26 protein-coding genes are annotated in these 26,975 nt (G+C 58.4%); 24 read left to right on the top strand and 2 right to left on the bottom strand.

All coding sequences use genetic code 11. The annotated features are described in order from the left end of the window. The first annotated feature begins 2 nt into the window (after nucleotides 1–2). The 24 genes from IPJ12_04955 to IPJ12_04840 all read left to right on the top strand — a co-directional run bounded on the left by IPJ12_04955 (nucleotide 3) and on the right by IPJ12_04840 (nucleotide 24,474). Entirely contained in the window at nucleotides 3–776 is a 774-nt protein-coding gene (locus tag IPJ12_04955) for an SPOR domain-containing protein (protein ID MBK7646518.1), read from the top strand. After that, complete coding sequence (locus IPJ12_04950) at nucleotides 773–1,264, top strand: CvpA family protein (protein ID MBK7646517.1); 492 nt, start codon at nucleotides 773–775, stop codon at nucleotides 1,262–1,264. Before IPJ12_04955 ends, IPJ12_04950 begins: the two co-directional genes overlap by 4 nt. Before the next feature lie 14 nt (nucleotides 1,265–1,278). Further along, on the top strand, nucleotides 1,279–2,817 hold the full coding sequence (purF, locus tag IPJ12_04945) for an amidophosphoribosyltransferase (GenBank protein MBK7646516.1): 1,539 nt from the start codon (nucleotides 1,279–1,281) through the stop codon (nucleotides 2,815–2,817). Then, nucleotides 2,817–3,998: an O-succinylhomoserine sulfhydrylase gene (locus IPJ12_04940; protein ID MBK7646515.1), complete on the top strand. Its 1,182-nt coding sequence runs from the start codon at nucleotides 2,817–2,819 to the stop codon at nucleotides 3,996–3,998. The genes purF and IPJ12_04940 overlap by 1 nt, the downstream gene beginning before the upstream one ends. 165 nt (nucleotides 3,999–4,163) lie before the next feature. Next, entirely contained in the window at nucleotides 4,164–5,435 is a 1,272-nt protein-coding gene (locus tag IPJ12_04935; GenBank protein MBK7646514.1) for a DEAD/DEAH box helicase, read from the top strand. Nucleotides 5,436–5,563: 128 nt separating this feature from the next. Next, nucleotides 5,564–7,273 (top strand): Flp pilus assembly complex ATPase component TadA, encoded by a 1,710-nt coding sequence (gene tadA, locus IPJ12_04930; protein ID MBK7646513.1) that lies wholly within the window; start codon nucleotides 5,564–5,566, stop codon nucleotides 7,271–7,273. A gap of 6 nt (nucleotides 7,274–7,279) precedes the next feature. After that, a complete protein-coding gene (locus IPJ12_04925) occupies nucleotides 7,280–8,506 on the top strand; it encodes a type II secretion system F family protein (protein ID MBK7646512.1) in 1,227 nt (408 codons plus the stop codon). 7 nt (nucleotides 8,507–8,513) lie between these two features. Continuing rightward, nucleotides 8,514–8,939, top strand: a complete 426-nt coding sequence (locus IPJ12_04920; protein MBK7646511.1) for a hypothetical protein — start codon at nucleotides 8,514–8,516, stop codon at nucleotides 8,937–8,939. Between the two features lie 24 nt (nucleotides 8,940–8,963). Beyond that, complete coding sequence (locus IPJ12_04915) at nucleotides 8,964–9,569, top strand: prepilin-type N-terminal cleavage/methylation domain-containing protein (protein ID MBK7646510.1); 606 nt, start codon at nucleotides 8,964–8,966, stop codon at nucleotides 9,567–9,569. Between the two features lie 23 nt (nucleotides 9,570–9,592). Continuing rightward, nucleotides 9,593–10,051, top strand: coding sequence for a type II secretion system protein (locus IPJ12_04910; GenBank protein MBK7646509.1), 459 nt, complete (start codon nucleotides 9,593–9,595; stop codon nucleotides 10,049–10,051). Nucleotides 10,052–10,217: 166 nt separating this feature from the next. Further along, nucleotides 10,218–10,655 carry a type II secretion system protein gene (locus tag IPJ12_04905; protein ID MBK7646508.1) on the top strand — a complete coding sequence of 146 codons (438 nt, stop codon included), beginning with the start codon at nucleotides 10,218–10,220 and terminating at the stop codon, nucleotides 10,653–10,655. Beyond that, nucleotides 10,645–11,229, top strand: coding sequence for a type II secretion system protein (locus IPJ12_04900; GenBank protein MBK7646507.1), 585 nt, complete (start codon nucleotides 10,645–10,647; stop codon nucleotides 11,227–11,229). Before IPJ12_04905 ends, IPJ12_04900 begins: the two co-directional genes overlap by 11 nt. Continuing rightward, nucleotides 11,213–12,034, top strand: a complete 822-nt coding sequence (locus tag IPJ12_04895) for a type II secretion system protein (GenBank protein ID MBK7646506.1) — start codon at nucleotides 11,213–11,215, stop codon at nucleotides 12,032–12,034. The genes IPJ12_04900 and IPJ12_04895 overlap by 17 nt, the downstream gene beginning before the upstream one ends. Then, nucleotides 12,031–12,519, top strand: a complete 489-nt coding sequence (locus IPJ12_04890) for a hypothetical protein (protein ID MBK7646505.1) — start codon at nucleotides 12,031–12,033, stop codon at nucleotides 12,517–12,519. The genes IPJ12_04895 and IPJ12_04890 overlap by 4 nt, the downstream gene beginning before the upstream one ends. Before the next feature lie 63 nt (nucleotides 12,520–12,582). After that, entirely contained in the window at nucleotides 12,583–15,513 is a 2,931-nt protein-coding gene (locus tag IPJ12_04885) for a hypothetical protein (protein ID MBK7646504.1), read from the top strand. A gap of 109 nt (nucleotides 15,514–15,622) precedes the next feature. Continuing rightward, a complete protein-coding gene (locus IPJ12_04880; GenBank protein ID MBK7646503.1) occupies nucleotides 15,623–16,510 on the top strand; it encodes an agglutinin biogenesis protein MshI in 888 nt (295 codons plus the stop codon). Beyond that, nucleotides 16,507–17,166 (top strand): PilN domain-containing protein, encoded by a 660-nt coding sequence (locus IPJ12_04875; protein ID MBK7646502.1) that lies wholly within the window; start codon nucleotides 16,507–16,509, stop codon nucleotides 17,164–17,166. The genes IPJ12_04880 and IPJ12_04875 overlap by 4 nt, the downstream gene beginning before the upstream one ends. Continuing rightward, nucleotides 17,163–17,843: a hypothetical protein gene (locus IPJ12_04870; protein ID MBK7646501.1), complete on the top strand. Its 681-nt coding sequence runs from the start codon at nucleotides 17,163–17,165 to the stop codon at nucleotides 17,841–17,843. Before IPJ12_04875 ends, IPJ12_04870 begins: the two co-directional genes overlap by 4 nt. Then, nucleotides 17,828–18,223, top strand: a complete 396-nt coding sequence (locus IPJ12_04865) for an MSHA biogenesis protein MshK (protein MBK7646500.1) — start codon at nucleotides 17,828–17,830, stop codon at nucleotides 18,221–18,223. Before IPJ12_04870 ends, IPJ12_04865 begins: the two co-directional genes overlap by 16 nt. Next, entirely contained in the window at nucleotides 18,220–19,950 is a 1,731-nt protein-coding gene (gene mshL / locus IPJ12_04860) for a pilus (MSHA type) biogenesis protein MshL (GenBank protein ID MBK7646499.1), read from the top strand. Before IPJ12_04865 ends, mshL begins: the two co-directional genes overlap by 4 nt. A gap of 22 nt (nucleotides 19,951–19,972) precedes the next feature. Then, nucleotides 19,973–20,800, top strand: a complete 828-nt coding sequence (locus IPJ12_04855; GenBank protein MBK7646498.1) for an AAA family ATPase — start codon at nucleotides 19,973–19,975, stop codon at nucleotides 20,798–20,800. Nucleotide 20,801: 1 nt separating this feature from the next. Further along, nucleotides 20,802–21,884: a tetratricopeptide repeat protein gene (locus tag IPJ12_04850; GenBank protein ID MBK7646497.1), complete on the top strand. Its 1,083-nt coding sequence runs from the start codon at nucleotides 20,802–20,804 to the stop codon at nucleotides 21,882–21,884. A gap of 163 nt (nucleotides 21,885–22,047) precedes the next feature. Beyond that, a complete protein-coding gene (locus IPJ12_04845; GenBank protein ID MBK7646496.1) occupies nucleotides 22,048–23,706 on the top strand; it encodes a fatty acid--CoA ligase in 1,659 nt (552 codons plus the stop codon). Between the two features lie 72 nt (nucleotides 23,707–23,778). Further along, on the top strand, nucleotides 23,779–24,474 hold the full coding sequence (locus tag IPJ12_04840; GenBank protein MBK7646495.1) for a DUF3334 family protein: 696 nt from the start codon (nucleotides 23,779–23,781) through the stop codon (nucleotides 24,472–24,474). A 38-nt stretch (nucleotides 24,475–24,512) separates the two neighbouring features. On the opposite strand, the gene IPJ12_04835 is transcribed toward IPJ12_04840, so the two are convergent. Then, nucleotides 24,513–25,148: a DUF2238 domain-containing protein gene (locus IPJ12_04835; GenBank protein MBK7646494.1), complete on the bottom strand. Its 636-nt coding sequence runs from the start codon at nucleotides 25,146–25,148 to the stop codon at nucleotides 24,513–24,515. A 1-nt stretch (nucleotide 25,149) separates the two neighbouring features. Beyond that, nucleotides 25,150–26,946, bottom strand: a complete 1,797-nt coding sequence (recQ, locus tag IPJ12_04830; GenBank protein MBK7646493.1) for a DNA helicase RecQ — start codon at nucleotides 26,944–26,946, stop codon at nucleotides 25,150–25,152. Nucleotides 26,947–26,975 lie beyond the last annotated feature (29 nt).

Raw genomic sequence — 26,975 nt, 5'->3', positions numbered from 1 at the left:
TCATGGACGACAACGACGCCCAGTTGCCCCTAAAAAAACGTGCCCGCCGCCGCCTGGTGGGGGCCGTTTTCTTTGTTTCCGTGGTCGCAGTAGTACTGCCCATGGTGATGGATCACGAGCCACGCCAGACGGTGCAGGATGTTGAAATTCGTATTCCCGGCCAGGACGAAAAGCCCTTTGCCCCAAAATTTGCTGGAGCGCCAGTAGAGCGGAGCGCTGAAAAGCCGGCAGAGGCTTTGCTGCAGAATAAATTGCCAGCCGAAGCTGCGGCCAAACCGCTTGCAGAGCCGCTTGTCAAACCGACAGCCAGGATTCTGGGGGCAGTCAAGGACGGAAGCGCTGACGACAAGCATGCCGAAAAAGTCGACCAAAAATCAGTAACCAAGCCCGAAAAGACTCAGGAAAAAGCGCCTGAAAATCCGGTTGCAAAACCTGTCGTGAAACCTTCGGAAAAGGCTGCTGAAAAGCCCAGTGCTGATGATGCAAAGCGTGCTGCAGCTATTCTGGCAGGGCAAGCTGCTGAGGCAAAGCCGGCCGCAAAGGGCGGGGAATATCTGATTTTGATTGGCGCCTTCTCCAATGAGGCGAACGTCAAGACACTGAAGGCCAAACTCAGCGAGCAGGGTATCAAGACCTTCACTGAACCGCTGAATACACCGCAGGGCAAGAAGACGCGCGTTCGAGCCGGACCTTTCGCCAATCGTGAAGCTGCCGACAAGGCGCTTGAGAAGATGAAGCGGGTTGGTGTTTCCGGGGTGGTATCGGCCAAACCATGACCGGTTTTGACTACGCTGTTATCGGTATTGTCGGCATCTCGCTATTGTTGGGACTTTGGCGCGGCGTGGTTGGCGAAGTCATCGCATTGCTGGCCTGGATAGCAGCGATCTTCGCTGCTGTGGAGTTCGGTACGCCGGTCGGGCGGGCGGTATTTACTGGATTGTCTGATCCGGCTTTGCGTACGTTGGCAGGGTGTGTGGCGATTTTTGTCGGTGTGCTGATTACGATGTCTTTGTTGAGTATGGTTGTGCGCAGCATGGTCAAGGCCTTGGGCTTGTCCATATCGGATCGCATTCTTGGCATGATTTTCGGGCTGGTTCGCGGTGTGCTGGTGTGTATGGTCCTGGTCGGTCTGGGCGGCATGACTTCTGCGCCGACGCAGCCATGGTGGCGGAACGCCACGTTGGCAGCTCCCCTTGAAACAATCGTTCTCGCCACCAAGTCATGGTTGCCGGACGATTTGGCAAAACGAATTCGATTTAGTTAGGCGGGAAAAAAGTTATGTGCGGGATTTTGGGTGTAATGGCGACAACACCAGTCAATCAGCTGCTTTACGATGGTCTGATGGTGCTCCAGCACCGTGGCCAGGATGCGGCAGGTATTGCAACGGCCGAGGGTAATACCTTCCATCTGCACAAGGGGCCGGGACTGGTGCGTGACGTCTTTCGCACCCGCAACATGCGCGCCTTGCCCGGTAACTGCGGGATCGGTCATGTGCGCTACCCGACTGCCGGGTCCGCCTACAATTTTGCCGAGGCGCAGCCGTTTTACGTCAATTCGCCGTTTGGTCTCGTCCTTGGCCACAACGGGAATCTGACCAATGCCGAGCAGTTGAAGGGCGAGATGTTCCGTCTTGACCGTCGGCATATCAATACCAACTCTGATTCGGAAGTGCTGCTGAATGTCTTGGCACACGAACTGCAATCAGCCGCGCATGGCTACGAACTCGATGTCGATGCCATTTTCCAGGCAGTTGGTGGTGTGCATCGTCGCTGTCGCGGTGCCTACGCCGTCGTGGTATTGATCGCCGGCTATGGCCTGCTTGCTTTTCGCGATCCGCACGGCATTCGTCCGCTGGTCTATGGCCAGAACGAAACGCCGGAAGGCATGGAGTATCTGGTTTCCTCCGAATCCGTCGCCCTCGATACGCTGGGCTTCAAGATGGTTCGTGATATCGAGCCCGGCGAAGCTGTTTTCATCGATTTCAACTACCAGTTCCATAGCCGCCAGTGCGCACAGCAACCAATGTTCGCGCCTTGCATTTTTGAATATGTCTATCTGGCTCGTCCGGACTCGGTGATTGACGGCGTATCCGTCTATGAGTCCCGTCTGGCCATGGGTGAAAAGCTGGCCGAGAAGGTCAAGAAGTTCATCCCGGTGGAAGAGATTGACGTCGTCATTCCCATCCCGGACTCCAGTCGCCCGTCGGCCATGCAACTGGCGCAGGTTTTGGGTATCCCGTTCCGCGAAGGCTTCGTCAAAAACCGCTATGTCGGCCGGACTTTCATCATGCCCGGCCAGGCCATGCGCCGGAAGTCGGTGCGCCAGAAACTCAATACCGTCGGCCAGGAATTCAAGGGCAAACGTGTGCTGCTGGTCGATGATTCCATCGTCCGAGGTACCACGAGTCGCGAGATTGTCGATATGGCCCGCGCCGCCGGGGCGGTCAAGGTCTATTTCGCTTCTGCCGCGCCGCCGGTGCGTTTTCCCAATGTCTACGGCATCGACATGCCGACCCGGGCCGAACTGATCGCCACCGGCCGCACCGGTGACGAGATTGCTGCCGAAATTGGCGCTGATGCACTGGTTTATCAGGATATTGAGGCGTTGAAGGAATCGGTCACTTCGCTGCGCGAGGATTTGACGCTGTTTGACGCATCTTGCTTTGACGGCTGCTATATCACTGGCGACATTGATGACTATTATCTTGATGCCGTTGAGGGCAAGCGCTCTGGTAAAGCGTCCAAGAGTGATGATGATGGTGACGGCAAGGCTTCTCAGCAGCTTGTTTTGCAACTGGCTACGGATGGGCAAGACTGATGGCTGAGTCGCAAAAATATCGTCCGGAAACCCTGGCGGTGCGGGCCGGCCAGGAACGCAGTCAGTTTGGCGAGCATTCCGAAGCGCTGTACCTCACCTCCAGCTTCGTCTTCAAGAGTGCAGCGCAGGCAGCGAGGCGCTTCTCCGGTGAAGAAGAAGGGAACGTTTACGCCCGTTTTTCAAACCCGACCGTGACCATGTTCGAGGAACGCCTCGCCGCGCTGGAAGGCGCCGAGGACTGCGTTGCCACAGCCAGCGGCATGTCGGCGATCATGGCCGCGATATTGGCTCACCTGAAGCAGGGCGATCATATTGTGGCTTCGAACAGCCTGTTCGGTGCCACGGTCAATTTGTTTTCCAATATTCTGTCGCGCACCGGCATTACCACCACCTTTGTGTCGCATACCGATCCTGCTGCGTGGGAAGCTGCCATTCGGCCGGAAACGAAGATGTTCTTCCTGGAAACACCGTCTAATCCGTTAACGGAAATTGCCGATATTCGGGCCCTTGTCGCCATTGCCCAGGCCAACGGTATTCTGGTCGCCGTCGATAACTGCTTTTGTTCGCCCATCCTGCAGCGCCCGCTGGAAATGGGGGCTGATCTGGTGATTCATTCCGCGACCAAGTTTCTCGATGGACAAGGCCGCGTGCTGGGCGGAGCGGTTTGCGGCGCCAAGGCGCTGACTGAAGAGGTTTTCAAGTATTTGCGTACCGCCGGTCCTACCCTGTCTGCCTTCAATGCCTGGGTATTGCTCAAGGGGCTGGAAACGTTGAAGTTGCGTGTCGACGCTCAATCAGCGGGGGCGGCTCGATTGGCAGCATGGTTGGAGGCACACCCGAAAGTGGCGCGTGTTTTCTATCCGGGCCTGCCGTCACACCCGCAACATGAGTTGGCCAAGACCCAGCAGAAATCCGGCGGTGCCATCGTTGCCTTTGAAGTCAAGGGCGGGCGCGAGCAAGCCTGGCAGGTGGTCGATAATTGCCACTTGCTGTCCATTACCGCCAATCTTGGCGACACGAAGACCACCATCACCCATCCTGCCTCCACCACGCATGGCCGCATTTCCCCGGAAGCCCGGGCTGCGGCCGGCATTAACGAAGGGCTGCTGCGCATCGCTGTCGGCCTTGAAGCAGTAGAGGATCTTCAGGCCGACCTCGAACGGGGTCTGAGCCAGATCTGATCGTCTGAATTTTCACGCGCCGCCAGCGAGGGGGCGCAACTGCCGGATCAGGGCATTTCCACGGTCAACCGGAAAAAATGCCCGAAATCGAAATCCGGTTTCTCCTGACCCTCGCTGTCTCGTCGCTCCCTGGCCGCTCTGGTCAGGCTTTATTCAAGGATTTCCATGCATTTTTCCGATCTCGGCCTCAAGGCCGAACTCCTGCGCGCCGTTGCCGATCAAGGCTACGACACGCCGACCCCCATCCAGCAACAAGCCATTCCGGCTGTGATGACTGGCCGTGACCTGATGGCTACGGCCCAGACCGGCACCGGCAAGACCGCTGGTTTTACGTTGCCCATCCTGCATCGCCTGTTCAGCGGCGAACGCCTGGCGCGCGTCTCCAAAACGCCGCGCGTGCTGGTTCTGACGCCGACCCGTGAACTGGCCATCCAGGTCGAGGAAAGCGTCCGCACTTACGGCAAGCACCTGCCGGTCACCTCGCTGGCGGTTTTTGGCGGTGTCGGCATCAACCCGCAGATCGCCAATCTGCGCCGTGGCGTCGATGTTCTGGTGGCGACGCCGGGTCGCCTGCTCGATCACGTGCAGCAACGCACGGTCGACCTGTCCAAAGTCGAGATTTTCGTCCTCGATGAAGCTGACCGGATGCTGGACATGGGTTTCATCCGCGACATTCGCAAGATCATTGCCTTGCTGCCCAAGCAGCGCCAGAACCTGATGTTCTCAGCCACCTTCTCGCCGGATATCCGTGAACTGGCCGCTGGCTTGCTGAACAATCCGGCCTCGGTCGACGTCGCGGCACGCAACACCGCCGCCGAGACGGTGACTCAGCGCATCATCGAAACCGACCGCGAAAAGAAAAAGGAACTGCTTTGCCACCTGTTCCAAACGCGTGGCTGGCATCAGGTGCTGGTTTTTGCCCGGACCAAGCATGGTGCCGATGCGCTGGCCAAGACGCTGGACAAGGCTGGCATCAAGTCTGCCGCCATTCACGGCGACAAGTCGCAGGGCGCCCGGACGCGTGCTTTGACAGACTTCAAGGAGGGCAAACTGGTTGCGCTGGTGGCCACCGATATCGCGGCGCGCGGCATTGATATCGATGCGCTGCCCTACGTCATCAACTACGAACTGCCCAATATTGCCGAAGATTACGTTCACCGAATCGGCCGTACGGGTCGCGCCGGCATGGAAGGCGAGGCAATTTCGCTGGTTTGCCACGACGAACGGGGCGAACTGAAAGATATCGAAAAGCTGATCAAGCGCACCCTGGACCGGATCGTCATCCCCGGTTTCGAGCAATCTGCCCATGCGGCGCCGCGCCCGGTTCAACCGCCGCGTGGCCCGCGCAAGCCGCAGCAAGGGCGTCCGCAAACGCCCAAAGCCGGCCAAAAACCGGGTGGACCGCAGCAACACCGTACGGGTAGTCGCCACCGCTGATTTTCGGCAGTTTACCGATGGGCCGCGGTGTCGCGGCTTGTCGGGGCATCAAAAAACGTCTACTGTGGAAACTTAAGCCGTTACTTCATATTGTTAACGCAGTTTCTTAAGGTGTTTTGGAGGTCGGGATGCCCCCCCCGCAAAAAGTCCGCCTCGGCGACCTGCTGATCCAGCAGGGTCTGCTAACCGAGGAACAACTGAAAATTGCCCTCGATGAGCAAAAACGTACCGGACGCAAACTCGGGCGGGTTTTTGTCGAGAGCGGCTACGTTACCGAGGCGGGTATCTCACAGGCCTTGGCTCGGCAGTTGCGGATTCCCTTTGTTGACCTCAATAGTTTCACCCCCAAGCCCGATCTGATCAAACTGCTGCCCGAGTCTCCGGCACGTCGTTTCCGCGCACTGGTGCTTGATCAGTTGCCGGATGGTCGCTTGCAAATCGGTATGGCTGATCCAACCGACTTGCAGGCTTACGACGAAATTACCCGTCTGGTTCGCCGCGAAATCGATCTTGCCGTGGTGACCGAAAGCCAGTTGCTGGCCACCGTCGATCGTGTTTATCACCGTGGCGAACAGATTACGGGCCTGGCCAAGGAGTTGACGGCCGAACTCGGCGATACGCCGATCGAGTTTGGTGACTTGCTCGGACTGAACCCCGGCGCCGAGGATGCACCGGTCGTCAAGTTACTGCAGACGGTGTTTGAGGAAGCAATGCGTTTGCGTGCGTCCGACATCCATTTCGAACCGCAGGAAAAAGCCCTGCGCATTCGCTTCCGGATTGACGGCGTGCTGCACATCCAGACCGAGGCCGACGCCAAGATTTCGTCGGCCGTGGCCCTGCGCCTCAAGTTGATGTCCGGCCTCGACATTTCCGAAAAGCGCCTGCCGCAGGATGGTCGTTTCAACATCAAGGTGCGTGGCAACCCGGTGGACGTTCGTATATCCACGTTGCCGACGCAGTTTGGCGAATCCGTGGTCATGCGTCTGTTGAACCAGAATACCGGCTTGCTCGAACTGGACCGGATCGGCATGCCCGAACGCGTCCTCGAACGCTTCCGCCACGCCCTCAAGCGGCCGAGCGGCATGGTGCTGGTGACCGGCCCGACCGGCTCCGGCAAGACGACCACGCTCTACGCCGCGCTGAACGAACTGAACAGTCCCGAAAAGAAGGTCATTACCGTCGAAGATCCGGTTGAATACCGGCTCGGTGGTCTGAATCAGGTGCAGGTTCACGAAAAGATCGACCTCTCTTTTTCACGCGTCCTTCGTACGGTGCTGCGTCAGGATCCGGACATCGTGCTGATCGGTGAAATGCGCGACCAGGAAACCGCAGAGATCGGCATGCGCGCCGCCATGACCGGCCACCTGGTGCTATCGACGCTGCATACCAACGATGCTGTCTCGACGCCAATCCGCCTTCTCGACATGGGCGTACCGCGCTACATGGTTGCATTGTCTGTTCATATGGTCATTGCCCAGCGTCTGGTTCGGGTGATCTGTGGCAATTGCCGCGATGCCTACACGCTGACGCCCAACGAGCACGAATGGCTACGTTACGAACTGGGTGACCAGGTCGACAAGCACGCCTTCCACCATGGTCGTGGTTGCGCCCATTGCGCCAATACCGGTTATCAAGGGCGAACCGGGGTTTACGAATTCCTCGAAATGAGCGATTCGGTGGTCGAGGCGATCAACCATGACGACCCCGGTGAGTTCATGCGTACCGCCCGCCAGCAGATGGCCGGTGAAACCTTGCGGCGCGATGCGGTGCGACTTGTCTTGTCCGGCAAAACGACGGTGAGCGAGGCCATGCGGGTCAGCAACCAGTTCGAGGAATAAGCGGGCGTGGCCAACTTTGCTTACAAGGGACGTGATGGTGGCGGCAAGCTGATCGAGGGCGTGCTAGAAGGCGCATCGTCAGGCGGCGTCGCCGATGTGCTGTTCGGCCGTGGCATTACGCCCATTTCGATCACCGAGACGTCAGCACGGCCAAAGTCCGGCGACGATGGCGGCCTGAGTTTCTTCAAACCGAAGGTCGAACACGTTGATATCCTGCTCTTTTCACGGCAGATTCATACCTTGCTCAAGGCTGGCGTGCCGATCATGCGTGCCCTGAGTGGCCTGCAAGAGTCGGCCACCAATCCGGCGATGAAAGAGGTGATCCGCGACGTTCGCGAGAGCCTGGAGGCGGGGCGCGAGTTGTCGGTTTCGCTGGCGCGACATCCCAAAATTTTCAATCCCTTCTACATTTCCATGGTCCGGGTTGGCGAAGCCACCGGCCTGCTTGACGAGATATTCCTGCGTCTGTTCGATCACCTTGAATTCGAGCGCTTCATGCGGGAGCAGGTCAAGTCAGCCTTGCGCTACCCGTCGTTCGTGGTGATGGCCATGGGGGCGGCCATCGTGGTGGTTAACCTGTTCGTCATTCCGGCCTTTGCCAAGGTGTTTCAAGGCTTTGGCGCAGAGTTGCCGCTGATGACGAGAATTCTGCTCGGCTTCTCGAATTTCATGGTGGCGTGGTGGCCGGCCATGCTGGTTGGTATTGTCGTAGCGGTCTTTGCATTCCGTGCCTGGGTGGGCACGGCGGCCGGGCGCATGCAATGGGAGTCCATGTTGCTGCGTTTTCCGATTGCCGGAAAAATCGTTCGCAAGGCCGCCATGGCCCGCTTTGCCCGCAGCTTTGCGCTGGGTATGCGCAGCGGCGTGCCGGTCATGCAGGCGCTGACCAACTCGTCACAAACCGTCGATAACAGCTATATCGCCGCCAAGATCGAGGGTATGCGCGATACCGTCGAGCGTGGTGAAAGCGTGGTGCGCTCCGCCATTGCTTCCGGATTTTTCTCGCCGGTCGTGCTGCAGATGATTTCGGTGGGCGAGGAATCAGGCGCGTTGGACGACATGCTGGAAGAGGTCGGCCAGATGTATCAACGCGAAGTGGAGTACGAATTGAAGACGCTGGGTCAGCAAATCGAACCCATCCTGATCGTCTGCCTAGGCGTGCTGGTGCTGATACTGGCCTTGGGTATCTTCCTGCCCATGTGGGATCTTGGCAAGGTCGCCATCAAGCGATGATGCGGCCATGCGGCGCTACTACGAATTTGCTGTTGTTGTCATTCTGATCAGCATTCTGGCGCTGGTGCTGTTACGGGCATTGGACGGGGCGCGGAGCGAACTGGATGAGGCTGGGTTGCAGGCCGATGTGGCGGCGATTCGCATGGGTTTGATTGAGGTCGTGGCGCATCGCGAGACGTTTGGCGGCGAGTTGCCCAGGAGTGAAAATCCGATCGACTGGGTGGCAAATCGCCCGGCAAACTATCTGGGCGAAGTGGACGGTGTGCCCGCTGAGAAGTCGGTCTGGTATTTTGAACGCGGCGCCAAGGAACTGGTTTACCGGTTTCGGGACGGGCATCGGGCAAGATTCAGGCTGAGTCGCGACGTCAATGTGGATAGCCAGAAAGCGGTCGTGGCGGGCGTTGGCCTGCTGCGTCTTGAGGACCAGCAATAATAAAACTTGAGATGGAGGCTTAATATGTCTAAAGTATTAAAATTCTCAGCCGATATTGAAGATATGAACAAAAAATCCATTTTCGACAGACGAGGGCAGCTCGGCTTTACATTGATTGAGCTGATCGTGGTCATCATCATTCTCGGGATTCTGGCTGCTGTCGCCTTGCCGCGTTTTGTCAATTTGCAGCGCGACGCGCGCATTGCCAAGTTGCAGGCGGCACGGGGCAGCGTTTCCGCGGCATCCGCACTGGTTCATGCCACGGCTTTTTCCCGTGCCGGTATCGCCGATACGGCAGTTTGTGCCGGTGGCGGCACTGCTGACAACATTACCGGGCCGGCCGGTACGGTCTGTACTGAGAGCGGGCTGGTCAATATGGTTTATGCCTATCCCGCGGTGACGGGCGTAGGAACGGCCGGGATTCTTTCAATGGCCGGTCTGACCGGTGTCTTCAACCCGACGGCTGCTGATTTGCAGGCTGAAGGTTATACCTACACGGTGAACGCCGGCGTGGCCAAGTTTGGTGTGATTGGTGCGACAACGCCTGCAACCTGTTTCTTTACCTATACCCCCCCGCCGGCGGCCAATCAGGCAGCAACGATCAGCGGGTTATCCACAGATGGATGTTGATTTTTTAATTTAAGGAGTTGGCTATGAAGGCTATGCAAAAAGGTTTTACGCTGATCGAACTGATCGTCGTTATCGTGATTCTCGGTATTTTGGCGGCGACGGCTTTGCCGCGTTTCATCAACGTGGCGACTGATGCGCGTATGGCCGCCATGAACGGTATGGCTGGTGGTTTGCGTTCTGCTGTTGTGTTGGCGCAGTCAAGGTATGTCGCCACCGGTAGTACGACCGCTACAACCGTGAATATGGGTCTGACTGGAGCAGTTCAGGCAGTTGATGTTGCAGCTGGAACAGGCATCCCAGCGGCAACCGCTACCGGCATTCAGGTAGCCATGCAGTCCATAGACGGTTTCGCATTTGCATGTAATGCTGGCGTATGTACCGTCACGCAAACGGGTAGCCCCGCAGCTTGCGCAGTGACTTATACCGGTGCCACAGGTGTCGTAAGCACAGCGGCAGTTATTGCTGCCAATTGCGGCGGTTAAGAATGAAATATCTCCTCCTGTTTGGTTGGGGGGAATTGGTTGTAGTTAGCTTGGTGATTTCGAATACGTGAGTAAGGCGAAATATTCCTGCGCTACCCTAAGCCAGATCAAGAACCCGCCACGAGGCGGGTTCTTGCCATTACGGGGGAATTCGCGCGGTTTCACAATGATCGAGCTGGTGGTGACGATTGTGATTATCGGAATTTTGGCCGTAAATATCCTTCCTCGGTGGAGCGGAAACTCCGGCTTCGATGACCGTGGTTTTCGTGACAGCGTTGTGGCTGGATTACGCTACGCACAAAAGTCTGCCGTCGCCAGTCGGCGTACGGTTTGCGCCTATTTTTCGATGCCTCCTGCGCGGGTCTCTTTTCGAATCTCGGACGTCAATGGCGCCGCGGATTGCACCACCGGCAATGTGCTGGCAGGGCCAGATACCGACGCCTTGGTAGTTGCGGCAACAGGTAATGCGACCTTCGCCACCTTGCCGACGGGCATTATTTTCGATGCAGCCGGACGTCCGGGGAGTGGTTCGACGATCAACGTTTCAGGCCTTCCTGCTTCGTTGGCAATCACGGTCGAAGCGGAAACAGGCTATGTTCATTAGTTCGCTCTACCAGCGTGGCATTACGCTGATTGAACAGATCATGTTCATCGTTATCGTCAGCGTTGGTGTGATCGGTCTGGTTTCGGTGATGAACCCGGCAATCAGGGCCAGTGCTGATCCGATGGTCACCAAGCAGTTCGTGGCGATTGCCGAGTCTTTGCTCAATGAAATTGAGCACCAGCCTTTTACCTGGTGTGACCTTGACGACGCCAATGCCTCGACGGCGCTGTCCTACGCCGGCTGTGCCAGCAATCCGCAAAACAGCAGCGCCCCAACGCCGAATACCGAGACTAGAAACGGTAGCGGGGGGACGGGCGAGTTTTATGACAATGTTCGGGATTATGGCGGCTTCGTTTCCGAAAATGTTTCCGATCCTGCCGGCGGTGGTGCCATTGCCGGTTATCGAGCCGAAGTTGCAATTGTCGAGACGGGCGCAAGTTTTGGTTTGACCAGCGATGCCGTTCTGGCTATTACCGTGACTGTTTGCCGGTCCGTTACGCCTACGGCATTTTGTGCCGGCCGTGATTCATTTGCTTTGACGGGATACCGTTTCCGCTATGCGCCGCGATATTGATTTTTCCGCGATTTTTCCGGTTGACCGTGGATTCACGCTGGTCGAGATGATCATTTCGATTGTGATCACCGGGATTGTTGTATCGATGGTGGCTATCTTCGGGCGCAATCAGATCAACGCCTACATTGATGTCGGCAACCGTGCCGAGTTGTCTGATGCTGCCGACACGGCCTTGCGCCGGATCGCCCGCGATCTGCAGTCGGCTTTGCCCAACAGTGTCCGAAATGCATCCGCAGGTTTGCTCGAATTCGTGCCCATTCACGATGCCGGCCGTTACCGCGCGGAACTCAGCGCCACCGGTACCGGCAACGTGCTGGATTTCAGTAGCAGCGGGGACAACAGCTTTGATGTGCTCGGCCCTGCCGTGACGGTACTGGCCGGTGATCAACTGGTTATATTCAACCTTGGGCAGTCCGGCTCTGATGTTTATGACGGGACTAGCAGCCGTGCGGCAACCGCAGGCGTTGGTTTGAGTACGTTGAGTTTCACGTCGACGGGTACGCAGTTTCCGCTCGCCTCGCCGAACAATCGCTTCCAGATAGTGGGTGCGCCGGTGACCTACGAATGCTCGGGGACGCAATTGCTTCGACGCACCGGATATGGATTCAAGCCGATCCAGCCGCAAAACTTCGCGGCACTTGGCGGCAGCGTTTCCGTACTGGCCGAGAATGTCAGCAACTGCTCGTTTTCCTACACGCCCGCAGTTTTGCAGCGTAACGGGCTGGCCGTCTTGCGCCTGTCACTCAGCAAGAATGGCGAGACGGTCGAGTTGCTTCATCAGGTCGCCATACTGAATACACCATGATTTCAAATTCGCCCGTTTTTTCCGGTAGACCGCAGCATTCGCGCAATCATCCTGGATTCCGGCAGCGTGGTGTTTCGATCATTACCGGCGTCTTCCTGTTGCTGTTGATGGCCGTGCTGGCCGCCGTGATTGCCAGTGTTGTCTCGACATCGCACGTTAATCTGGCCGCTGACATCGGCGGCGCCCGGGCTTATCAGGCAGCACGCGCCGGAGCGGAATGGGGCATGTTCCAGCTCGATCCAAATGCTTCGGTGTCTTCGCTACCGAACTGCGTGAGCGGTACGCCTGCGCTTCCCGGTCATACGGTCACGGTGACGTGCAGCAGTTCCGATTACACCGAAGCTACCCGGCAGATTCGCATCTACCGGATTATGTCGAAGGCCATTGCCACAGAGGTCAAAGCACCAGGAATAGAGCGCGAGGTGGCTGTGACCGTTGAAAAGTGTCGAGACAGCGCGATAACAAGTGCGCCCTATGATTGTTGAGTCTGTCGTTTGTGAGCGATTAAGTGGGGACGATTGAATATGAGGCGTTTTCCTGAGTATTGGATGGCTGTAACGTTGTGGATGGGATTTTTCGCCCTGTTTGCAAGCACGCCGACATTTGCTGTAACGGTAATTCTTAATCCGAGCGGTGGCTCGTCAACCACGAATGGCCTGAAAATTTACATCGACGATACGTCGAAGATGCAGGTGATTCGTCGGAATGCCAACGGGACTACGGCCGGGCAGGTTTATAACCCCGGGGTTACTCCACCCAATGTCGACCTCGATAACGGAATTTTTTTGCGGGCAAATAACAAGATCTACGGACCCTCCAGCCAGTACTTTACATCGACCACTGCTTACAGCACAGGCAGTATTTCTGCACCGACACCTGCGGGCAATATGTCCGATGGTGATACTCAAACGACAGTCGGTTCCTATGGCATTACAGGTGGGCCGCAGGTGTCAGTGGTGTACAGCTATCTTCGTCCTTACGACTTTGTGACGATGACGGTTACTTTGACCATCCCTGCTGGCTATCCGGTCAGTTCAGCCAATCCGGTACGCTTCTACCACGTTGTGGATACTTATTTGGGAGGGAGTGACCAAGGGTGTGGCGTTACTTTCGTCGACTCCAATGGTCACCGTATGGTGGGCACCTATCCGCCACCAGTGGGTACGACGTGCCCGTCCACCACGAGTGTGCCGGCCGGGGTCTCGGTCGTTGAGTCTTTCCGTGAACGTACTGGTACAGGCTTTTCAAATTACTGTACGGACGACTGGAGCGATTTCTGGCAACCCCCGTCTGCCTATCCGTGCTCCATCTCAAATGCGAATAGCTTGGCGAACACGGTCACCAATACCTATCGGGACACTGGTGTCGCCATCGAATACCAGTTCACCGCTACGGGGACCTATACCTTCGCCTATGATTTTGTGATCGGATCGACGGCTGTCCCGGCCTACGACCACCTTGAGTTGCAATACACGGCCGGTGCCAATTTGTGTCCGATGGACGTCAAGGTGCTGGGTTGTACATCGAACAAAATTCCTTGCCCGGCGGGTAGTGAGTTGAATGCCTCCTTTTCCGGCACACTGATAACCAGCGGCGGTGGGGGGGCAACGTGGACGCCATCCGCCGATTTTTCGATTGCTTCGGGAACGCCGCAGGCAACCCTGACGGCACAGCCTCTGGCTCCAGGCGGAACGATCACACTCGACGCCACCAATCTGAGCGCCATACCGCTGAAAGGCGTCAAATGCTGGAATGGCAGCAGCGCAAACTGTACTTTTACGTTGCCAAACGCGGGTTGCTTCGCGTCGGATCTCGATGCCTGCAGTAACCTGACAGGCGCTCCTGCGCGCTGCGGGGCAACCAGCAATCGTCTCTACACCAAGGTGGCCGGCCAAGCGATGAGTTTTGATCTGGTGGCGCTAAAAGGATCACCGAAGACCGTTGATACAGCCTTCAATAGTGGCGTGGGTAATCCGGTGAGTGTTGATCTGGTGAGCAGCAGTGCCACGGCGGTAGGGGCCGATCGCTGCCCGACAAGCTCGCCTGTTGCAGTCAGCGGCGTTACGGCACAAACCGTGACTTTCACCGCCGGGCGCCCGGCGACGGCCACCAGTTATACGGTGCCAGCGGGGCAGAACACCAAAGCCTACCAAAATGTGTGGGTCCGATTTAACCAGAGCAATGGGGCGCTTTGCTCGAATGACCGCTTTGCCATACGCCCGGCCGCTTTTAGCACGATCTCGTCTCCCGATGCCAATGCGGACGCCACCGGTGTCAGTATTTCTGCCACTCCGTTGATCAAGGCGGGGGGCAATTTTTCGATTACGGCGGATACAGCTACGCCGGGTTATGACGGCACCCCGGGAGTGGCGCCAACACTGATTGAGTGGATCGGCATGCCGGTTCAGATCGGTAGCCTGGCGGGAGCCTTTTCGACAGCGGCCAGTGCTGCCACAGGCAACGGCGCCAGCGGCGCGGCCTTTACCTATAGTGAGGTTGGCTATTTTCGTTTCAAGGCCCAAGGGGTATTCGACTCAAATTACACCAGTGCCTATCAGGATGGTTCTGATACGGTCTGCGTCAACACGCCACCCAATGATTTTTCCAATAGCGCCGATGGCGCCGGCAAGGTGGGGTGCAAGTTCGGCAATACGGCGGCGAGCAATTATTTCGGTCGATTTGTGCCGGATCACTTTGATGTGGCTGTAACCCAGGCTTGTGCGACCGGTGCATTTACCTATTCCGGCCAACCGTTCAGTGTCATCGTGAGTGCGCGCAATGCAAGCGGAGTGACGACGCAAAATTACCATGGCTCGGGTAGTATCTTTGCCAAGGCAACAACCCTGACCGCGCGAGACTCCGGCGATACCATCGCCAATCCCGGCCCGGGGGCATTCGTTGTGACTACGAATGTCATTCCAGCCTCGGCTTATCTGCGCGGGGTTGCCGCATCAACCACACCGGCTTATGCCTTTACTTCGGCTGGTACCGTGCCAACGGTCGTTCGGGTTCGGGCAAACGACGCTGACAATGTCACCTCTTTGCGCACAGCCCCTGCGGCAACGGTGGAGGGAACGACCACCCTGCGCAGTGGCCGCCTCTGGTTGAGCAACGCCTACGGCAGTGAATTTTTGCCACTTTCTGTGCCCGCAAAGACCCAATACTGGAGCGCGAATGGCTGGACGACCAACACCGCCGATAGCTGTACGGCCCTGACCATCCCGACCAATGCCAATGGCGGCCTGACCAACGCACTCAAGACCAAGACCACGGCCACGCTGGCGTCGCCTATCGTGGCCGGCTTGCCGCGCCTGAGCCTTTCTGCACCGGGCGCTGGCAATGCCGGTCTGGTTGATGTGACGGGAAGCATCCTGCGCGGCGCAAACACCTGGCTGACCTTGTCGGCCCCGACGGCTCGTGCCTGCTTCGGTTCCTGCGGTCCACGATCGCCAGTAATCTATTTTCGTGAAAACTATTGAATTTGAAAAAACCATTGAAAAATAATGCGTTGCTGGCTATCCTTCTGAAAAAGCTTAAGGTGTAGGGACAATGTGGCCGAATTTTGGGGTGAAGTTTGAGGCAGGGTGGATGGCTATCGTCAGGCATGGCGACCGCATCGATCTTGCTCATGTCATCCATGCTGAAGGCAAGCGCCCTGAAATTCGCCTTTGCGACTCCTTTCGCGTCGAGAAAAATGAAGCCGATGCACTCTCCCGTCTCGGTCAGAGCCGAGGTCTGAAGCGCTACCGCTGCGCGGCCCTGCTCGATGAGAGCGAATACCGGCTGGTTCAGCTTGAGGCGCCTGCCGTGCCGCCTGATGAGCGCGTGCAGGCTTTGCGCTGGCGCCTGAAGGACGTCGTGGATTTTCCGGTGGATGGTGCGGCAATAGCCATTGCCGATATTCCGACTGAAGGCGCCCGACAGGCCAATGTCTTTGCTGTGGTCGCGCCGGCGACGGTGATCGGCGAGCGCATGGCGCTCTTTCACGAAAAGAAAGTGCCGCTGGAAGCGATTGATATTCCCGAAATGGCTGTGCGCAATGTCGCCGCGCTTTTTGAGGAAGCCAATCGTGGTCTTGCCTTTCTTGCCTTGACCCAGGGTGATGGGTTGTTGACCATCACGTATCGCGGCGAACTTTATTTATCGCGCCGAATTGAAATTGCCTCAGGTGCACTGGCGCAAGCGGACGACGAGCGGCGCGGGCAAATGCTGGAGCGCTTGGCGCTGGAGCTTCAGCGTACGCTGGATAACTTTGATCGTCAGTACGGTTTCATTTCAGTGTCGCGCCTGTTGATAGCATCTGAATTTGATTGCACCGGAACGGCTGCCGCGCTCGCCCAGAACCTCTATTTGCCGGTACAGGCAGCCGATCTGGCCACGGTGCTCGATTTTGCTGCCTTGCCCGAATTGCGCTCGGCTGAACGGCAGGCGCAGAGTCTGCTGGCGATCGGCGCAGCGTTGAGGTTGGACGCATGAGCCAGCAGATCAACCTGATTTTGCCAGCCTTGCGGCCACGATTCGATTGGCTGGCTTTGCCGATTGTGCTCGGTGCTGCAGCGGCAGGGCTTTTGCTGCTCGGTATCATGGCGATATTTGGGTCCATGCAGGCCAGCAGTCTCAAGGTCAGTGAAGCTGACATCAAGAGCCAGGTTTTGGCTGCGCAGCAACAGATCCAGTCGTTGGGGCAGACACTCGGGGCGCGTCAGGGAGATCCAGCACTGGACAACCAGATAGCATCAGCCCGCCAGGCGGTCACGCAGCGCCAGGAAGTGCTGAGTCTGATCGCCCAGGGTGATGTGGCGCACGGCAATGCTTATTCCGGATTGTTGCAGGGATTTTCCCGACAGGTGGTTGACGGTGTCTGGCTGACTGGATTTCGTTTTGCCGAGAAAAACATCGAGATACATGGTCGCTTGACTGATCCGTCGATATTGCCCGCATATATCAACAAGCTCAATGACGAACCGGCTTTTGCCGGTCGCCGCTTTGCGGCACTCGACATGACCGGCGTAGAGCCAGGCGACGAGCGGCGTCCGGAGGCTGCCGCAGTGGCTACTCCCAGGGCGCCGGGACGCTACACTGAATTTGCGCTGCGTACCGAATTACTTTCCACACAGGAGAAGCCACGATGAGCTCCCTGTCATGGGCACAACTGGCCAACCGCTATGCGGCACTGACGCAGCGCGAGCGCGTGCTGGTGGCTTTGGGCTTGGTCCTTGGCCCATTACTGATCGGGAATGCCCTGTTTGTCGATCCCCAATGGACCTTGGCAAAGGGGCTACGGAACACGATTTCAACGGAGAGTGCGTCGCTGGCCGGCTTGCAGGGGCAGGTCGAAAATCTCCAGCAGCAATTGAGAATTGATCCGGATGCCGGCAAGAAGTCCGAGCTGGAAGCGCTGAGTGGTGAACGTAACAAGCTGGATGAGCAGCTTAGGCAGTTTGGTAGTGCACTGGTGCGGCCAGAGGATATGAACGGCTTGCTGGAGCGACTGCTAGCTCGGCAAACCGGCTTGCGCCTGGTGAGCCTGAAGACGATGCCGCCGCAAAGTGTCTTGCGTGAAAAGGAGGCGGCCAAGGAGGGCGACAGCAAGCCGCTTGAGCGCAGCTTTGACCTCTATCGGCATGGTGTTGAAATCCGCCTGGAGGGCAACTATGGTCAGCTGCAGGCCTATCTGAACCAACTGGAAAAGTTGCCGCAACGATTACTGTGGGGCCCTTTGAACTATCGCGTGATTGATTACCCACGGGCTGAAATGACGCTGACCGTCTATACCTTGAGTCCGGACAAGTCATGGCTGACCTTATGAGGCTGATCATGCTTGCCATGCTTTTCATCGCTGCTGCGGCGCAAGCCCAGACGGCAGATCCGACACGCCCGCCAGCAGCCTGGCTGTCACCGGTAGCGGATGCTCGCCCGGGGAGCGAGGGCGCTGGGCCTTTACGTTTGCAGTCGGTGCTGATGCGTCAGGGAGGGCGGCCGGTGGCGGTGATCGGTGGCAAGACAGTCGCTTTGGGCGGCCATGTTGACGGGGCGACACTGGTGCGCCTGAATGAACGCGAAGCCGTTTTGCAGGGAACTGATGGGGTGACGCATCTCTACCTGACACCCGATGTTGAAAAACAAATGATTGATACGCCCAAACCTCGAAAGACGAGGAAGTCCGGGCAAGTGAAGGGTCTGCCATGAGCAAGATATTGATGATCGCACTGTCGGCACTGGTGCTCACCGCTTGCAGCAATCAGCATGCGCGTCGTGGGGATGCTTTCGATCAGGCCGGCAAGGAACTGGGTGATGCAGCAGCCAGCAAGGCGAACCGGCCAGCTGGCGATGTGATTGGGCAGGCGATGGTGCCACCTTTGCAACTAGATCAGCCCGTAGCTGCAAAGCCGGAGCCACGTTTCAACCTGGCTGTGAACAATGCGCCGGTGACTCAGGTGTTGAATGCGCTGGTTTCCGGTACGCCTTACAGCATGCTGTTTCCACAGGAGCTGGCCGGCACGGTGAGCCTGAATCTGAAGAACACAACAGTGCGCGAGGCTTTGGATACGCTGCGCGAAGTCTATGGTTATGAGTACCGGATGCAGGGTACCCGGATTTACGTCCAGCCGAATACCATTCAGACGCGAATTTTCAAGATCAATTATCTGGCCAATCGCCGGCAGGGGATGAGCGAAATGCGGGTGACCGGCAGTTCGCCGAGCGTTTCAACACCAGCCACGGGTACCACGACGACGCAAACCGGCACGTCAGGCGGAACGACGAGCGGGCAGCCGCAGCGAGGCAATGACAGCGCACGCGTGCAGACCACTTCGGATTACGATTTCTGGAAAGATCTGACGTCGGCGCTGAACTCGATTGTGGGCAATCTTGAGGGCCGCAACGTCATCGTCAATGCCGGCTCCGGGGTGGTGCTGGTCAAGGCATCGCCCGTCGAGTTGCGGGCGGTCAGTGAATATCTGAAGGCAACGCAACTGGTGGTGGAACGCCAGGTCATGCTCGAAGCAAAGATCATCGAGGTGTCGCTCAACGACTCTTACCAGACGGGTATCAACTGGAGCAAATTTGGTGGCTTGCTCAATGGCAAGTTTGCGCTGGGTATGCTGGCGCCAGGGGCCGCCTTGAGCGGCTCGGCGACACTGGCCGGTGCTGCAACCGGGATATCTGCGGGGACGTCGGTGACCGCCAACCCGGGGGCGAATGGCAGTCTCGGAACCTCCACGGCCGGCCGCGGCTTTTTTGGCCTGGCCTTCCAGTCCCAGAACTTCGCTGCGCTATTGTCCTTCCTTGAGGGACAGGGCGACGTGCAGGTGCTGTCCAGCCCGCGCATCGCGACAACCAACAATCAGAAGGCGGTACTCAAGGTCGGCACCGACGATTTCTTTGTAACTGGCATCAGCACCAATACGACGACCAGCGCCAGCGGCAATGTGGTGACGCCGAATATCACCTTGCAGCCCTTTTTCTCGGGTATCGCGCTCGATGTCACCCCGCAGATCGATGAAGACGGAAACATCATCCTGCATGTGCATCCCTCGGTCAGCGTGGTTGAGGAAAAAACCAAGAACGTCAATCTTGGCGATCTCGGCACATTCACGCTGCCGCTTGCATCAAGCAGCATCAACGAAACCGACAGCATCGTCCGCGTTCAGGATGGCAGCATTGTCGCCATCGGCGGCCTGATGAGCCAGGAGCAGAACACTAGCCGTTACGGCTTGCCGGGAATCAGCGGCGTGCCTGGACTCGGTGCGCTGTTTGGCCAGAAGAGCGTATCCAACAAGAAACGCGAACTGGTCATCTTGATGCGTTCAACAGTCATCCGCGATGAAAATTCATGGCGTGACGCATCCCCGCAAGTCCAGGAACGTCTCCAGTCGCTCGACCCGCGACAGGAACGCCATCTCGAATGGCAATGAACGTTAGTAGGGGCTGGTAGCGTTGTATCTAGATCACTTCGGTTTGACCGAACTACCCTTTGGCATTACGCCAGATACCAGTTACACGGTCATCACGCGTAGCCATCAGGAGGCGCTTAACACCCTGCTGGTCGCTCTCAACAGCGGCGAGGGTTTCATCAAGATTACCGGCGAAGTAGGCACCGGCAAAACGCTGCTTTGCCGCCGACTACTGCAGGCGCTGCCCGACGGCAGTATTTCCGCTTACCTGCCCAATCCTTATCTGGCGCCACGTACCTTGCTGCTGGCGCTGGCAGAAGAGCTGGGGGTCGAGGTCAGTAGCGACAGCGATGACTATCACTTGTTGCAAAGCGTCAATCGGGCGCTGCTGGCGCATGCTGCGGCGGACCGGCAGGTGGTTGTCTGCATCGACGAGGCGCAGGCCATGCCGCTGGAAACGCTGGAGTCCTTGCGTCTCCTGTCCAATCTGGAAACTGAAAAACGCAAGCTGCTGCAGATTGTGCTTTTCGGTCAGCCCGAACTCGATCGCAAGCTGGCCGATCCCTCCGTTCGCCAGTTGCTGCAGCGTATCGCATTTCACTACCGGCTCGCCGGCTTGGCCCGGGAAGAGATCGCCAATTACCTGGCGCACCGCTTGCGGGTGGCAGGCTATCGCGGCGAAGTGGTTTTTGGTCCGCGCGCGGTGCGTTGCCTGCACCGTGCCAGTCGCGGCACGCCGCGTCTATTGAATATCCTGGCCCATAAATCGCTGCTCGCCGTTTATGGCGAGGGCAAGCACTCGGTGCGTCCGGCCAATGTACGCCAGGCGGCGGCCGATACCGAAGGCGCGGCTGCGGCCGGATGGTGGTGAAATGAGTCTGATCAACGACATGCTGCGCAACATCGAGGCCAAGCGCCCGGACGATCCGGCGCGGCAGAATCTGCAGCGGGAAATCCGTTCATTGCCATCGGTATCGTCGGGCGCTGGCTGGCCGCGCAAGCTGTTGGTGCTGACCGGACTGCTGCTGGCGGCTGCCGGCGTGCTGCACCTCAATGGCCTTTTGTTGCCACTACTGGGAGTTGAGACAGCGCGCGTCGAGAAGTTGCCTATCCTGGCTGCTGCGCCGACGCCTGTTGTGGCACCCCAGCCCGTACCAGCCACCGCACCGGTGATTGCTACGGTCGACGGGAAAAAAGAGCCGATTTTCGAAAATGATCTGCGACTGGCATCGAATCTGGCCGTGTTGCCCACGCTCGCCGCACCCGTTCTGCCGGTTCCCGACCCCGTTGTGCCTGCCTCGCCGACGCTGGCTGCCGCGCCCGAGGCGCCGAAGGCTGCGCCGGTTTTGACGAGCGGGCCGGTCAGGATCGAAAAAAGTCCGGTGCTGGCAACCCCGCGTGATCGTGCCGAAGCGGAATACCGCCGTGCTGAAAATGCGATGACCGCCGGACGCAGCGCCGAGGCCATCGAGGGCTTTCGGGCGGCGCTGAAACAGGACCCGTTCTACGTGCAGGCACGTCAGATGTTACTGCGCCAGTTGCTTGAAGTGCGCAAGTCAACGGAGGCGATGCAAATCCTTCAGGAAGGTATCGAACTCCAGCCGGCCCAGACCGGCTGGGCCATGTCGCTGGCTCGCCTGCAACTGGAACACAATGATCTGACCGCGGCTGATCGAACACTGGCCCGTTCGCAGGCCTATGCCGAGGCCAACGCCGACTATGCTGGCTTTCAGGGGCATCTGAAATCGCGTCTGGGTGCTCACCGCCAAGCGGTTACTCACTATCAGCGGGCGGCTCGTCTGGCGCCCAATGAGGGTCGTTGGTGGCTGGGTCTGGGTCTGGCGCTGGAGGCGGATGGAAAGCAGGCGGAGGCCAGGGACGCTTTCCGTCGCAGCGTGGCAACCAACACCTTGTCAGCCGATTTGGCGGCGGTTGCGCAGCAGCATTTGAACTGATCTGGCCGGCGTGTAGAAGCGGAAAGCGCGTGGATGCTAGAAGCGTTTGCAGGCTTACCAGAACTGAGGTTGAAGTGCCAAACCAATTCATCCTGCTAGTAAAATTCTTGCAGTTGGCGAAAAATTTGGTGCCAGTAAAAACATAAAAATCATGGAGACAAACATGCCGGTCAAACTTGTCCAGTCTGCGGCTTCTGCTTACCAGTATCCGCTGCTGATCAAGCAGTTGTTGTTGACCCCGCTGGCCATCGCGCCGGATCAGGAAATTACCTACCAGGGCAAGCTGCGCTATAGCTACAGGACGCTGAATGAGCGGATCGGCCGGCTGGCCAACGGTCTCTCCGGATTGGGCGTCGAGGCCGGGCAGACGGTGGCGATGATGGATTGGGATAGCCATCGCTATCTGGAATGTTTCTTCGCCGTGCCGATGATGGGGGCGATTCTGCAGACGGTGAATGTTCGTCTCAGTCCCGAGCAGATCCTTTATACGCTGAACCATGCCAAGGCCGATGTGCTGCTGGTCAACGGCGAGTTCTTCCCGATCCTGGCGCAGATTGCCGGCGGGCTGGAAACGGTCAAGACTTTCGTGTTTTTTTCGGACGAGACCGATATGCCGGCCGCGCCTGTGGCGATGTCGGCCGAATACGAAACCATGCTGGCCGAGGCTTCACCCGAGTACGACTTCCCGGATTTCGACGAAAACGCCCAAGCGACCACTTTCTATACCACTGGCACGACGGGCAATCCGAAGGGCGTCTATTTCAGTCATCGTCAGTTGGTGTTGCATACGCTGGGTTGTGCTGCGGCGCTGGGCGGCGCCAAGGCGCAGGGGCATATCCATCGCGAAGATGTCTACATGCCGATGACACCGATGTTCCACGTCCATGCCTGGGGCTTCCCGTATCTGGCGACCATGATGGGCGTCAAGCAGGTTTATCCGGGCCGTTACCAGCCGGACGTGATCTGCCGCTTGATCAGCGAGGAAGGCGTCAGCTTCTCGCATTGCGTGCCGACCATTTTGCACATGATTCTCAGCCATCCCAAAGCCAGGACCACCGATTTTACCGGCCTGAAAATTCTCATCGGTGGCGCGGCGATGCCGGAAGCGATGGCCATTTCGGCCCAGAAGCGCGGCATGGACCTATTCACCGGCTACGGCATGTCGGAAACCTGTCCGGTGCTGAGTCTGGCACATCTGGACAGTGCTGATCTCAAGCTGTCGCTGGAAGAGCAGGCGGCGATTCGCGCCAAGACGGGGCGGCCACTGCCACTGGTTGATATGCGTATTGTCGATCCGGAGATGGCCGAGGTGGCCCATGACGGCAAGGCGACGGGTGAAGTGGTGGTCCGTGCGCCGTGGCTGACGCAGGGTTACGTCGGCGCCCCCGATGCTTCGGAAGACTTGTGGGCCGGTGGCTACCTGCACACGGCTGACATCGGCAACATCAATCCGGCCGGCTATCTGAAGGTGACGGATCGCATCAAGGATGTCATCAAGACCGGTGGCGAATGGACCTCATCGCTGCAACTCGAAGACATCATCGCCAAGCACGAAGCCGTGAACGAGGTGGCGGTGATTGGCGTGCCCGACGACAAATGGGGTGAACGTCCGCTGGCGCTGGTGCTGCTCAAGGAAGAATTCGTCGGCAAGGTGACGGAGCACGCGCTGCGCAACTACGCCGCCCACGCCATCGAGGCAACCGGCGTGTCACGCTATGGCGTGCTGCTCCAGGTCAGCTTCGTCAAGACGCTGGTTAAGACCAGTGTCGGCAAGATGAACAAGCGCCTGATGCGGGCTGATCCCGGCGCCTTGTGCATGTAAATCCGTAGCGAGCGCGGTCTGGCTGCGCTTGCTTTATCTATCTCGACTGTTCATTTACCCAGAAGAACGACCATGAGCCAACACGAAAGCCCCGTTGTCTACGGCACTGAAGACATCCTGCGCAGCCTGTGCAATTCGATGACCAAGGTGTTGAGCATTGCTACCCAGAGCCAGATTCACTACTCGGGTATGGTCCAGCGCATTACCAAGACCTGTCTGAAGCCCGACATCGGTTGCTTTGTGCTGTTCGATGGTGGCTTCTCCGGCCTGGTGGTCACCAACTTTTCAGCGGCGGCGGCGATGGAAATCTACGAGAGCTACATGCTGAGTATGGGCATGGCCAAGGCCGATCTGGCCAGTTCGCATACCTCGGATGAGGTGTCGAATGTCATGGGTGAGTTGATGAACCAGATTGTCGGCGACTTCACCGGCAAGGTGGCGCGTGAATTGCAAACGCACATCACGCAGAACCAGCCCAAGATGCTGGCCCTGACCAAGCAGGTCATGCTCAGCGTCGACACCAATCTCGACAAGCCGGAAGCACGCCGTGTGACCTTCTTTACCGGCCGCAATAACATCTTTTATCTGGAGCTGGCGATCGACCGGACCGAGTTCATCAAACTGCATGACTTCGAGAGCGAAGAACTCGACCCGGATACCTTGATCGAGCAGGCCAATAATACGGCAAGCACCGCTACGATGCCCAAGGAAGATGCAGGCACTAGCGATAGCGACCAGGACGCCTTCCTGAAGTCGCTGGGCATGTAAAAAGGTCTGATATCTGCCGGCTGACCGTCATCCTGCGGTCAACCGGAAATTTCTCCTGATTTTGAAATAAATCGATTTAGTTGCCGGTCATGCCAGCCGGCGAGCAGCGCTATCGCCGTACTGGAGCCGATCAGCGCCATGAACATGTCCGACTGCGTATCCCAAGGATCGCCCTGGGTGCCGAGGAATTCATCGGCGCCCTGGCCCATGCTCACGGCCGCAGCCCATTCGATTAACTCGTAGCTGGCACTGATCGCCATGGCGATGCAGATGCACAGGAAACCGGTCATCTTGCGTCCGACCACGTATCCATCGCGGATCAGGATTTCACGGGCGACCAATGCCGGCACGAAGCCCTGCATGAAGTGGCCGAGCTTGTCGTAGGGGTTGCGGCTGGTGCCGAGCACATCCTGCATCCAGAAACCGAGTGGCACACGAGCGTAGGAATACGCGCCGCCGGCAATCAATACCAGCGCGTGGGCGGTGATCAGTACCGTGAGCAGCGTGGTCAGCGGGTAGCTTTTACGGGTGACGATCATCAGCGGCAGCGCGATCAAAACTGGCGCCACTTCCATCACCCAGGTTGCCCGGTCGAACGGGGCGATGCCGGAAATGACCAGCGCGGCGATGACGATGGTGGCCAGCGAAGCATTGAGCAGGTTCCGGCTATCCATGTCAGCCCTCGTTGCGAATCAGATCGAGCAATTCTGCGCCGTAATGGTCAATCTTGGCGCTCCCCATGCCGGTGATGCCGGCCAGCATGCCATGGCTGGTTGGACGGACCTCGGCCAGTTCGCGCAAGGTCTTGTCGTGCAAAATAACGTAGGCGGGGACAGCTTGTTCCTTGGCCGTATCGCTGCGCCAACTGCGCAAGAGCTGGAAAAGCACCTCATCAGCCGAAGACAGTTCGCTATGCACCACGGTGCTACTGCCGCGTGGAGACGACGATGTTGCCTTGCGTTTGGCCGGCCGGCGCAATTGCACCTTGCGCTGTCCTTTCAGCACTTCACGAGCGGGATCGGTGAGCTGCAGCGCGCCATGTTCGGCCATATCGACATGGACCAGTCCGGCTGCGGCAAGCTGACGAAAGACGCTCTTCCAGCCATGGTCGTCGAGATCGGCGCCAACGCCGAAGGTCGGCAACTGGTCGTGATGCCACTGTTTGATCTTGTCAGTCGCCTTGCCGCGCAGGACGTCGGTCAGATGGGTTACGCCGAAGCGCATACCGGTGCGGAAAATGGCCGACAGCGCTTTTTGCGCCGCCTGCGTGCCATCCCACAGTTCCGGAGGTTCGATGCAGACGTCGCAGTTGCCGCAAGGCTCACGCTCTTCGGCGAAATAATTGAGTAGTACCTGACGTCGGCAGCGCGGCGCTTCGCAGTAGGAGAGCAGGGCGGTCAGGCGTTGCGCTTCAAGAATTTTCTGGCCTTCGCCAGCGCCGGATTCGGCGATGCGTGCGTGCTGCAGCGCGACGTCCTGCATGCCGTAGGCCATCCAGGCCTCGGCCGGCTCGCCATCACGGCCGGCGCGGCCGGTTTCCTGGTAGTAGGCTTCAATACTCTTTGGCAAATCGAGGTGGGCGACGAAGCGTACGTCCGGCTTGTCGATGCCCATGCCAAAGGCGATGGTGGCGCACATGATCAGCCCTTCTTCGCGCAGGAAGCGGCGCTGGTTGGCTGCGCGCGTCGGGGCGGGCAGGCCGGCGTGGTAGGGCAGGGCCGGGTAGCCTTGGGCCGACAGCCATTCGGCCGTTTCCTCGACCTTCTTGCGCGACAGGCAATAGACGATGCCGGCCTGGCCCTTGCGCCCGGCCAGGAAGCCCAGCAACTGCTTCTTGGCGTTGTCCTTCTCGACCACGGTGTAACGGATGTTCGGGCGATCAAAGCTGGACAGGAAAACGCGTGCAGCGGTCAGGCCTAGACGGACCAGCATTTCGCGCTGCGTTGCCTTGTCGGCAGTGGCCGTCAGCGCAATACGCGGGACATTCGGGTAGCGTTCGTGCAGCGTCGACAGCTGCAGGTATTCCGGGCGGAAATCGTGGCCCCACTGAGAAACGCAGTGCGCTTCATCAATGGCGAACAGGGCCAGCTTGCCGGCTTCGTATAGCGCATCGATCATCGACAAGGTACGGTCGACGAGCAGGCGTTCCGGCGCGATGTACACGAGGTCGATCTGGCCGGCAAACATCTGCTGTTCGATGGCCTGCGCTTCGCGCCAGTCCAGCGTCGAGTTCAGGCAGGCAGCCTTGACGCCGAGTTGGGTCAGAGCATCGACCTGATCCTGCATCAGCGCGATGAGCGGCGAGACGACGATGGCGCAGCCGGGACGGAGCAGGGCGGGAATCTGATAGCACAGGCTCTTGCCACCGCCGGTCGGCATGAGGACGAGTGCATCACCACCGTTGCCGATATGGTCGATGATCTCGGCCTGCGCACCACGAAAAGCCGGGTAGCCGAAGACGTCGCGCAGAATGGCGAGGGCGGAAGGGTTTTCCACGGTCA

This window comes from Betaproteobacteria bacterium (assembly GCA_016709965.1).
Lineage (GTDB): Bacteria > Pseudomonadota > Gammaproteobacteria > Burkholderiales > Rhodocyclaceae > Azonexus > Azonexus amarohabitans.
This window is presented reverse-complemented; position numbering and strand designations above follow the sequence as displayed.

Excerpts from the sequence above, each read along its gene's own strand:
- IPJ12_04955 (MBK7646518.1), top strand. The coding sequence starts at position 3 with ATGGACGACAACGACGCCCAGTTGCCCCTAAAAAAACGTGCCCGCCGC.
- IPJ12_04950 (MBK7646517.1), top strand. The coding sequence starts at position 773 with ATGACCGGTTTTGACTACGCTGTTATCGGTATTGTCGGCATCTCGCTA.
- purF (MBK7646516.1), top strand. The coding sequence starts at position 1,279 with ATGTGCGGGATTTTGGGTGTAATGGCGACAACACCAGTCAATCAGCTG.
- IPJ12_04940 (MBK7646515.1), top strand. The coding sequence starts at position 2,817 with ATGGCTGAGTCGCAAAAATATCGTCCGGAAACCCTGGCGGTGCGGGCC.
- IPJ12_04935 (MBK7646514.1), top strand. The coding sequence starts at position 4,164 with ATGCATTTTTCCGATCTCGGCCTCAAGGCCGAACTCCTGCGCGCCGTT.
- tadA (MBK7646513.1), top strand. The coding sequence starts at position 5,564 with ATGCCCCCCCCGCAAAAAGTCCGCCTCGGCGACCTGCTGATCCAGCAG.
- IPJ12_04920 (MBK7646511.1), top strand. The coding sequence starts at position 8,514 with ATGCGGCGCTACTACGAATTTGCTGTTGTTGTCATTCTGATCAGCATT.
- IPJ12_04915 (MBK7646510.1), top strand. The coding sequence starts at position 8,964 with ATGTCTAAAGTATTAAAATTCTCAGCCGATATTGAAGATATGAACAAA.
- IPJ12_04910 (MBK7646509.1), top strand. The coding sequence starts at position 9,593 with ATGAAGGCTATGCAAAAAGGTTTTACGCTGATCGAACTGATCGTCGTT.
- IPJ12_04905 (MBK7646508.1), top strand. The coding sequence starts at position 10,218 with ATGATCGAGCTGGTGGTGACGATTGTGATTATCGGAATTTTGGCCGTA.
- IPJ12_04900 (MBK7646507.1), top strand. The coding sequence starts at position 10,645 with ATGTTCATTAGTTCGCTCTACCAGCGTGGCATTACGCTGATTGAACAG.
- IPJ12_04895 (MBK7646506.1), top strand. The coding sequence starts at position 11,213 with ATGCGCCGCGATATTGATTTTTCCGCGATTTTTCCGGTTGACCGTGGA.
- IPJ12_04890 (MBK7646505.1), top strand. The coding sequence starts at position 12,031 with ATGATTTCAAATTCGCCCGTTTTTTCCGGTAGACCGCAGCATTCGCGC.
- IPJ12_04885 (MBK7646504.1), top strand. The coding sequence starts at position 12,583 with ATGGCTGTAACGTTGTGGATGGGATTTTTCGCCCTGTTTGCAAGCACG.
- IPJ12_04880 (MBK7646503.1), top strand. The coding sequence starts at position 15,623 with ATGGCTATCGTCAGGCATGGCGACCGCATCGATCTTGCTCATGTCATC.
- IPJ12_04875 (MBK7646502.1), top strand. The coding sequence starts at position 16,507 with ATGAGCCAGCAGATCAACCTGATTTTGCCAGCCTTGCGGCCACGATTC.
- IPJ12_04870 (MBK7646501.1), top strand. The coding sequence starts at position 17,163 with ATGAGCTCCCTGTCATGGGCACAACTGGCCAACCGCTATGCGGCACTG.
- IPJ12_04865 (MBK7646500.1), top strand. The coding sequence starts at position 17,828 with ATGGCTGACCTTATGAGGCTGATCATGCTTGCCATGCTTTTCATCGCT.
- mshL (MBK7646499.1), top strand. The coding sequence starts at position 18,220 with ATGAGCAAGATATTGATGATCGCACTGTCGGCACTGGTGCTCACCGCT.
- IPJ12_04850 (MBK7646497.1), top strand. The coding sequence starts at position 20,802 with ATGAGTCTGATCAACGACATGCTGCGCAACATCGAGGCCAAGCGCCCG.
- IPJ12_04845 (MBK7646496.1), top strand. The coding sequence starts at position 22,048 with ATGCCGGTCAAACTTGTCCAGTCTGCGGCTTCTGCTTACCAGTATCCG.
- IPJ12_04840 (MBK7646495.1), top strand. The coding sequence starts at position 23,779 with ATGAGCCAACACGAAAGCCCCGTTGTCTACGGCACTGAAGACATCCTG.
- IPJ12_04835 (MBK7646494.1), bottom strand. The coding sequence starts at position 25,148 with ATGGATAGCCGGAACCTGCTCAATGCTTCGCTGGCCACCATCGTCATC.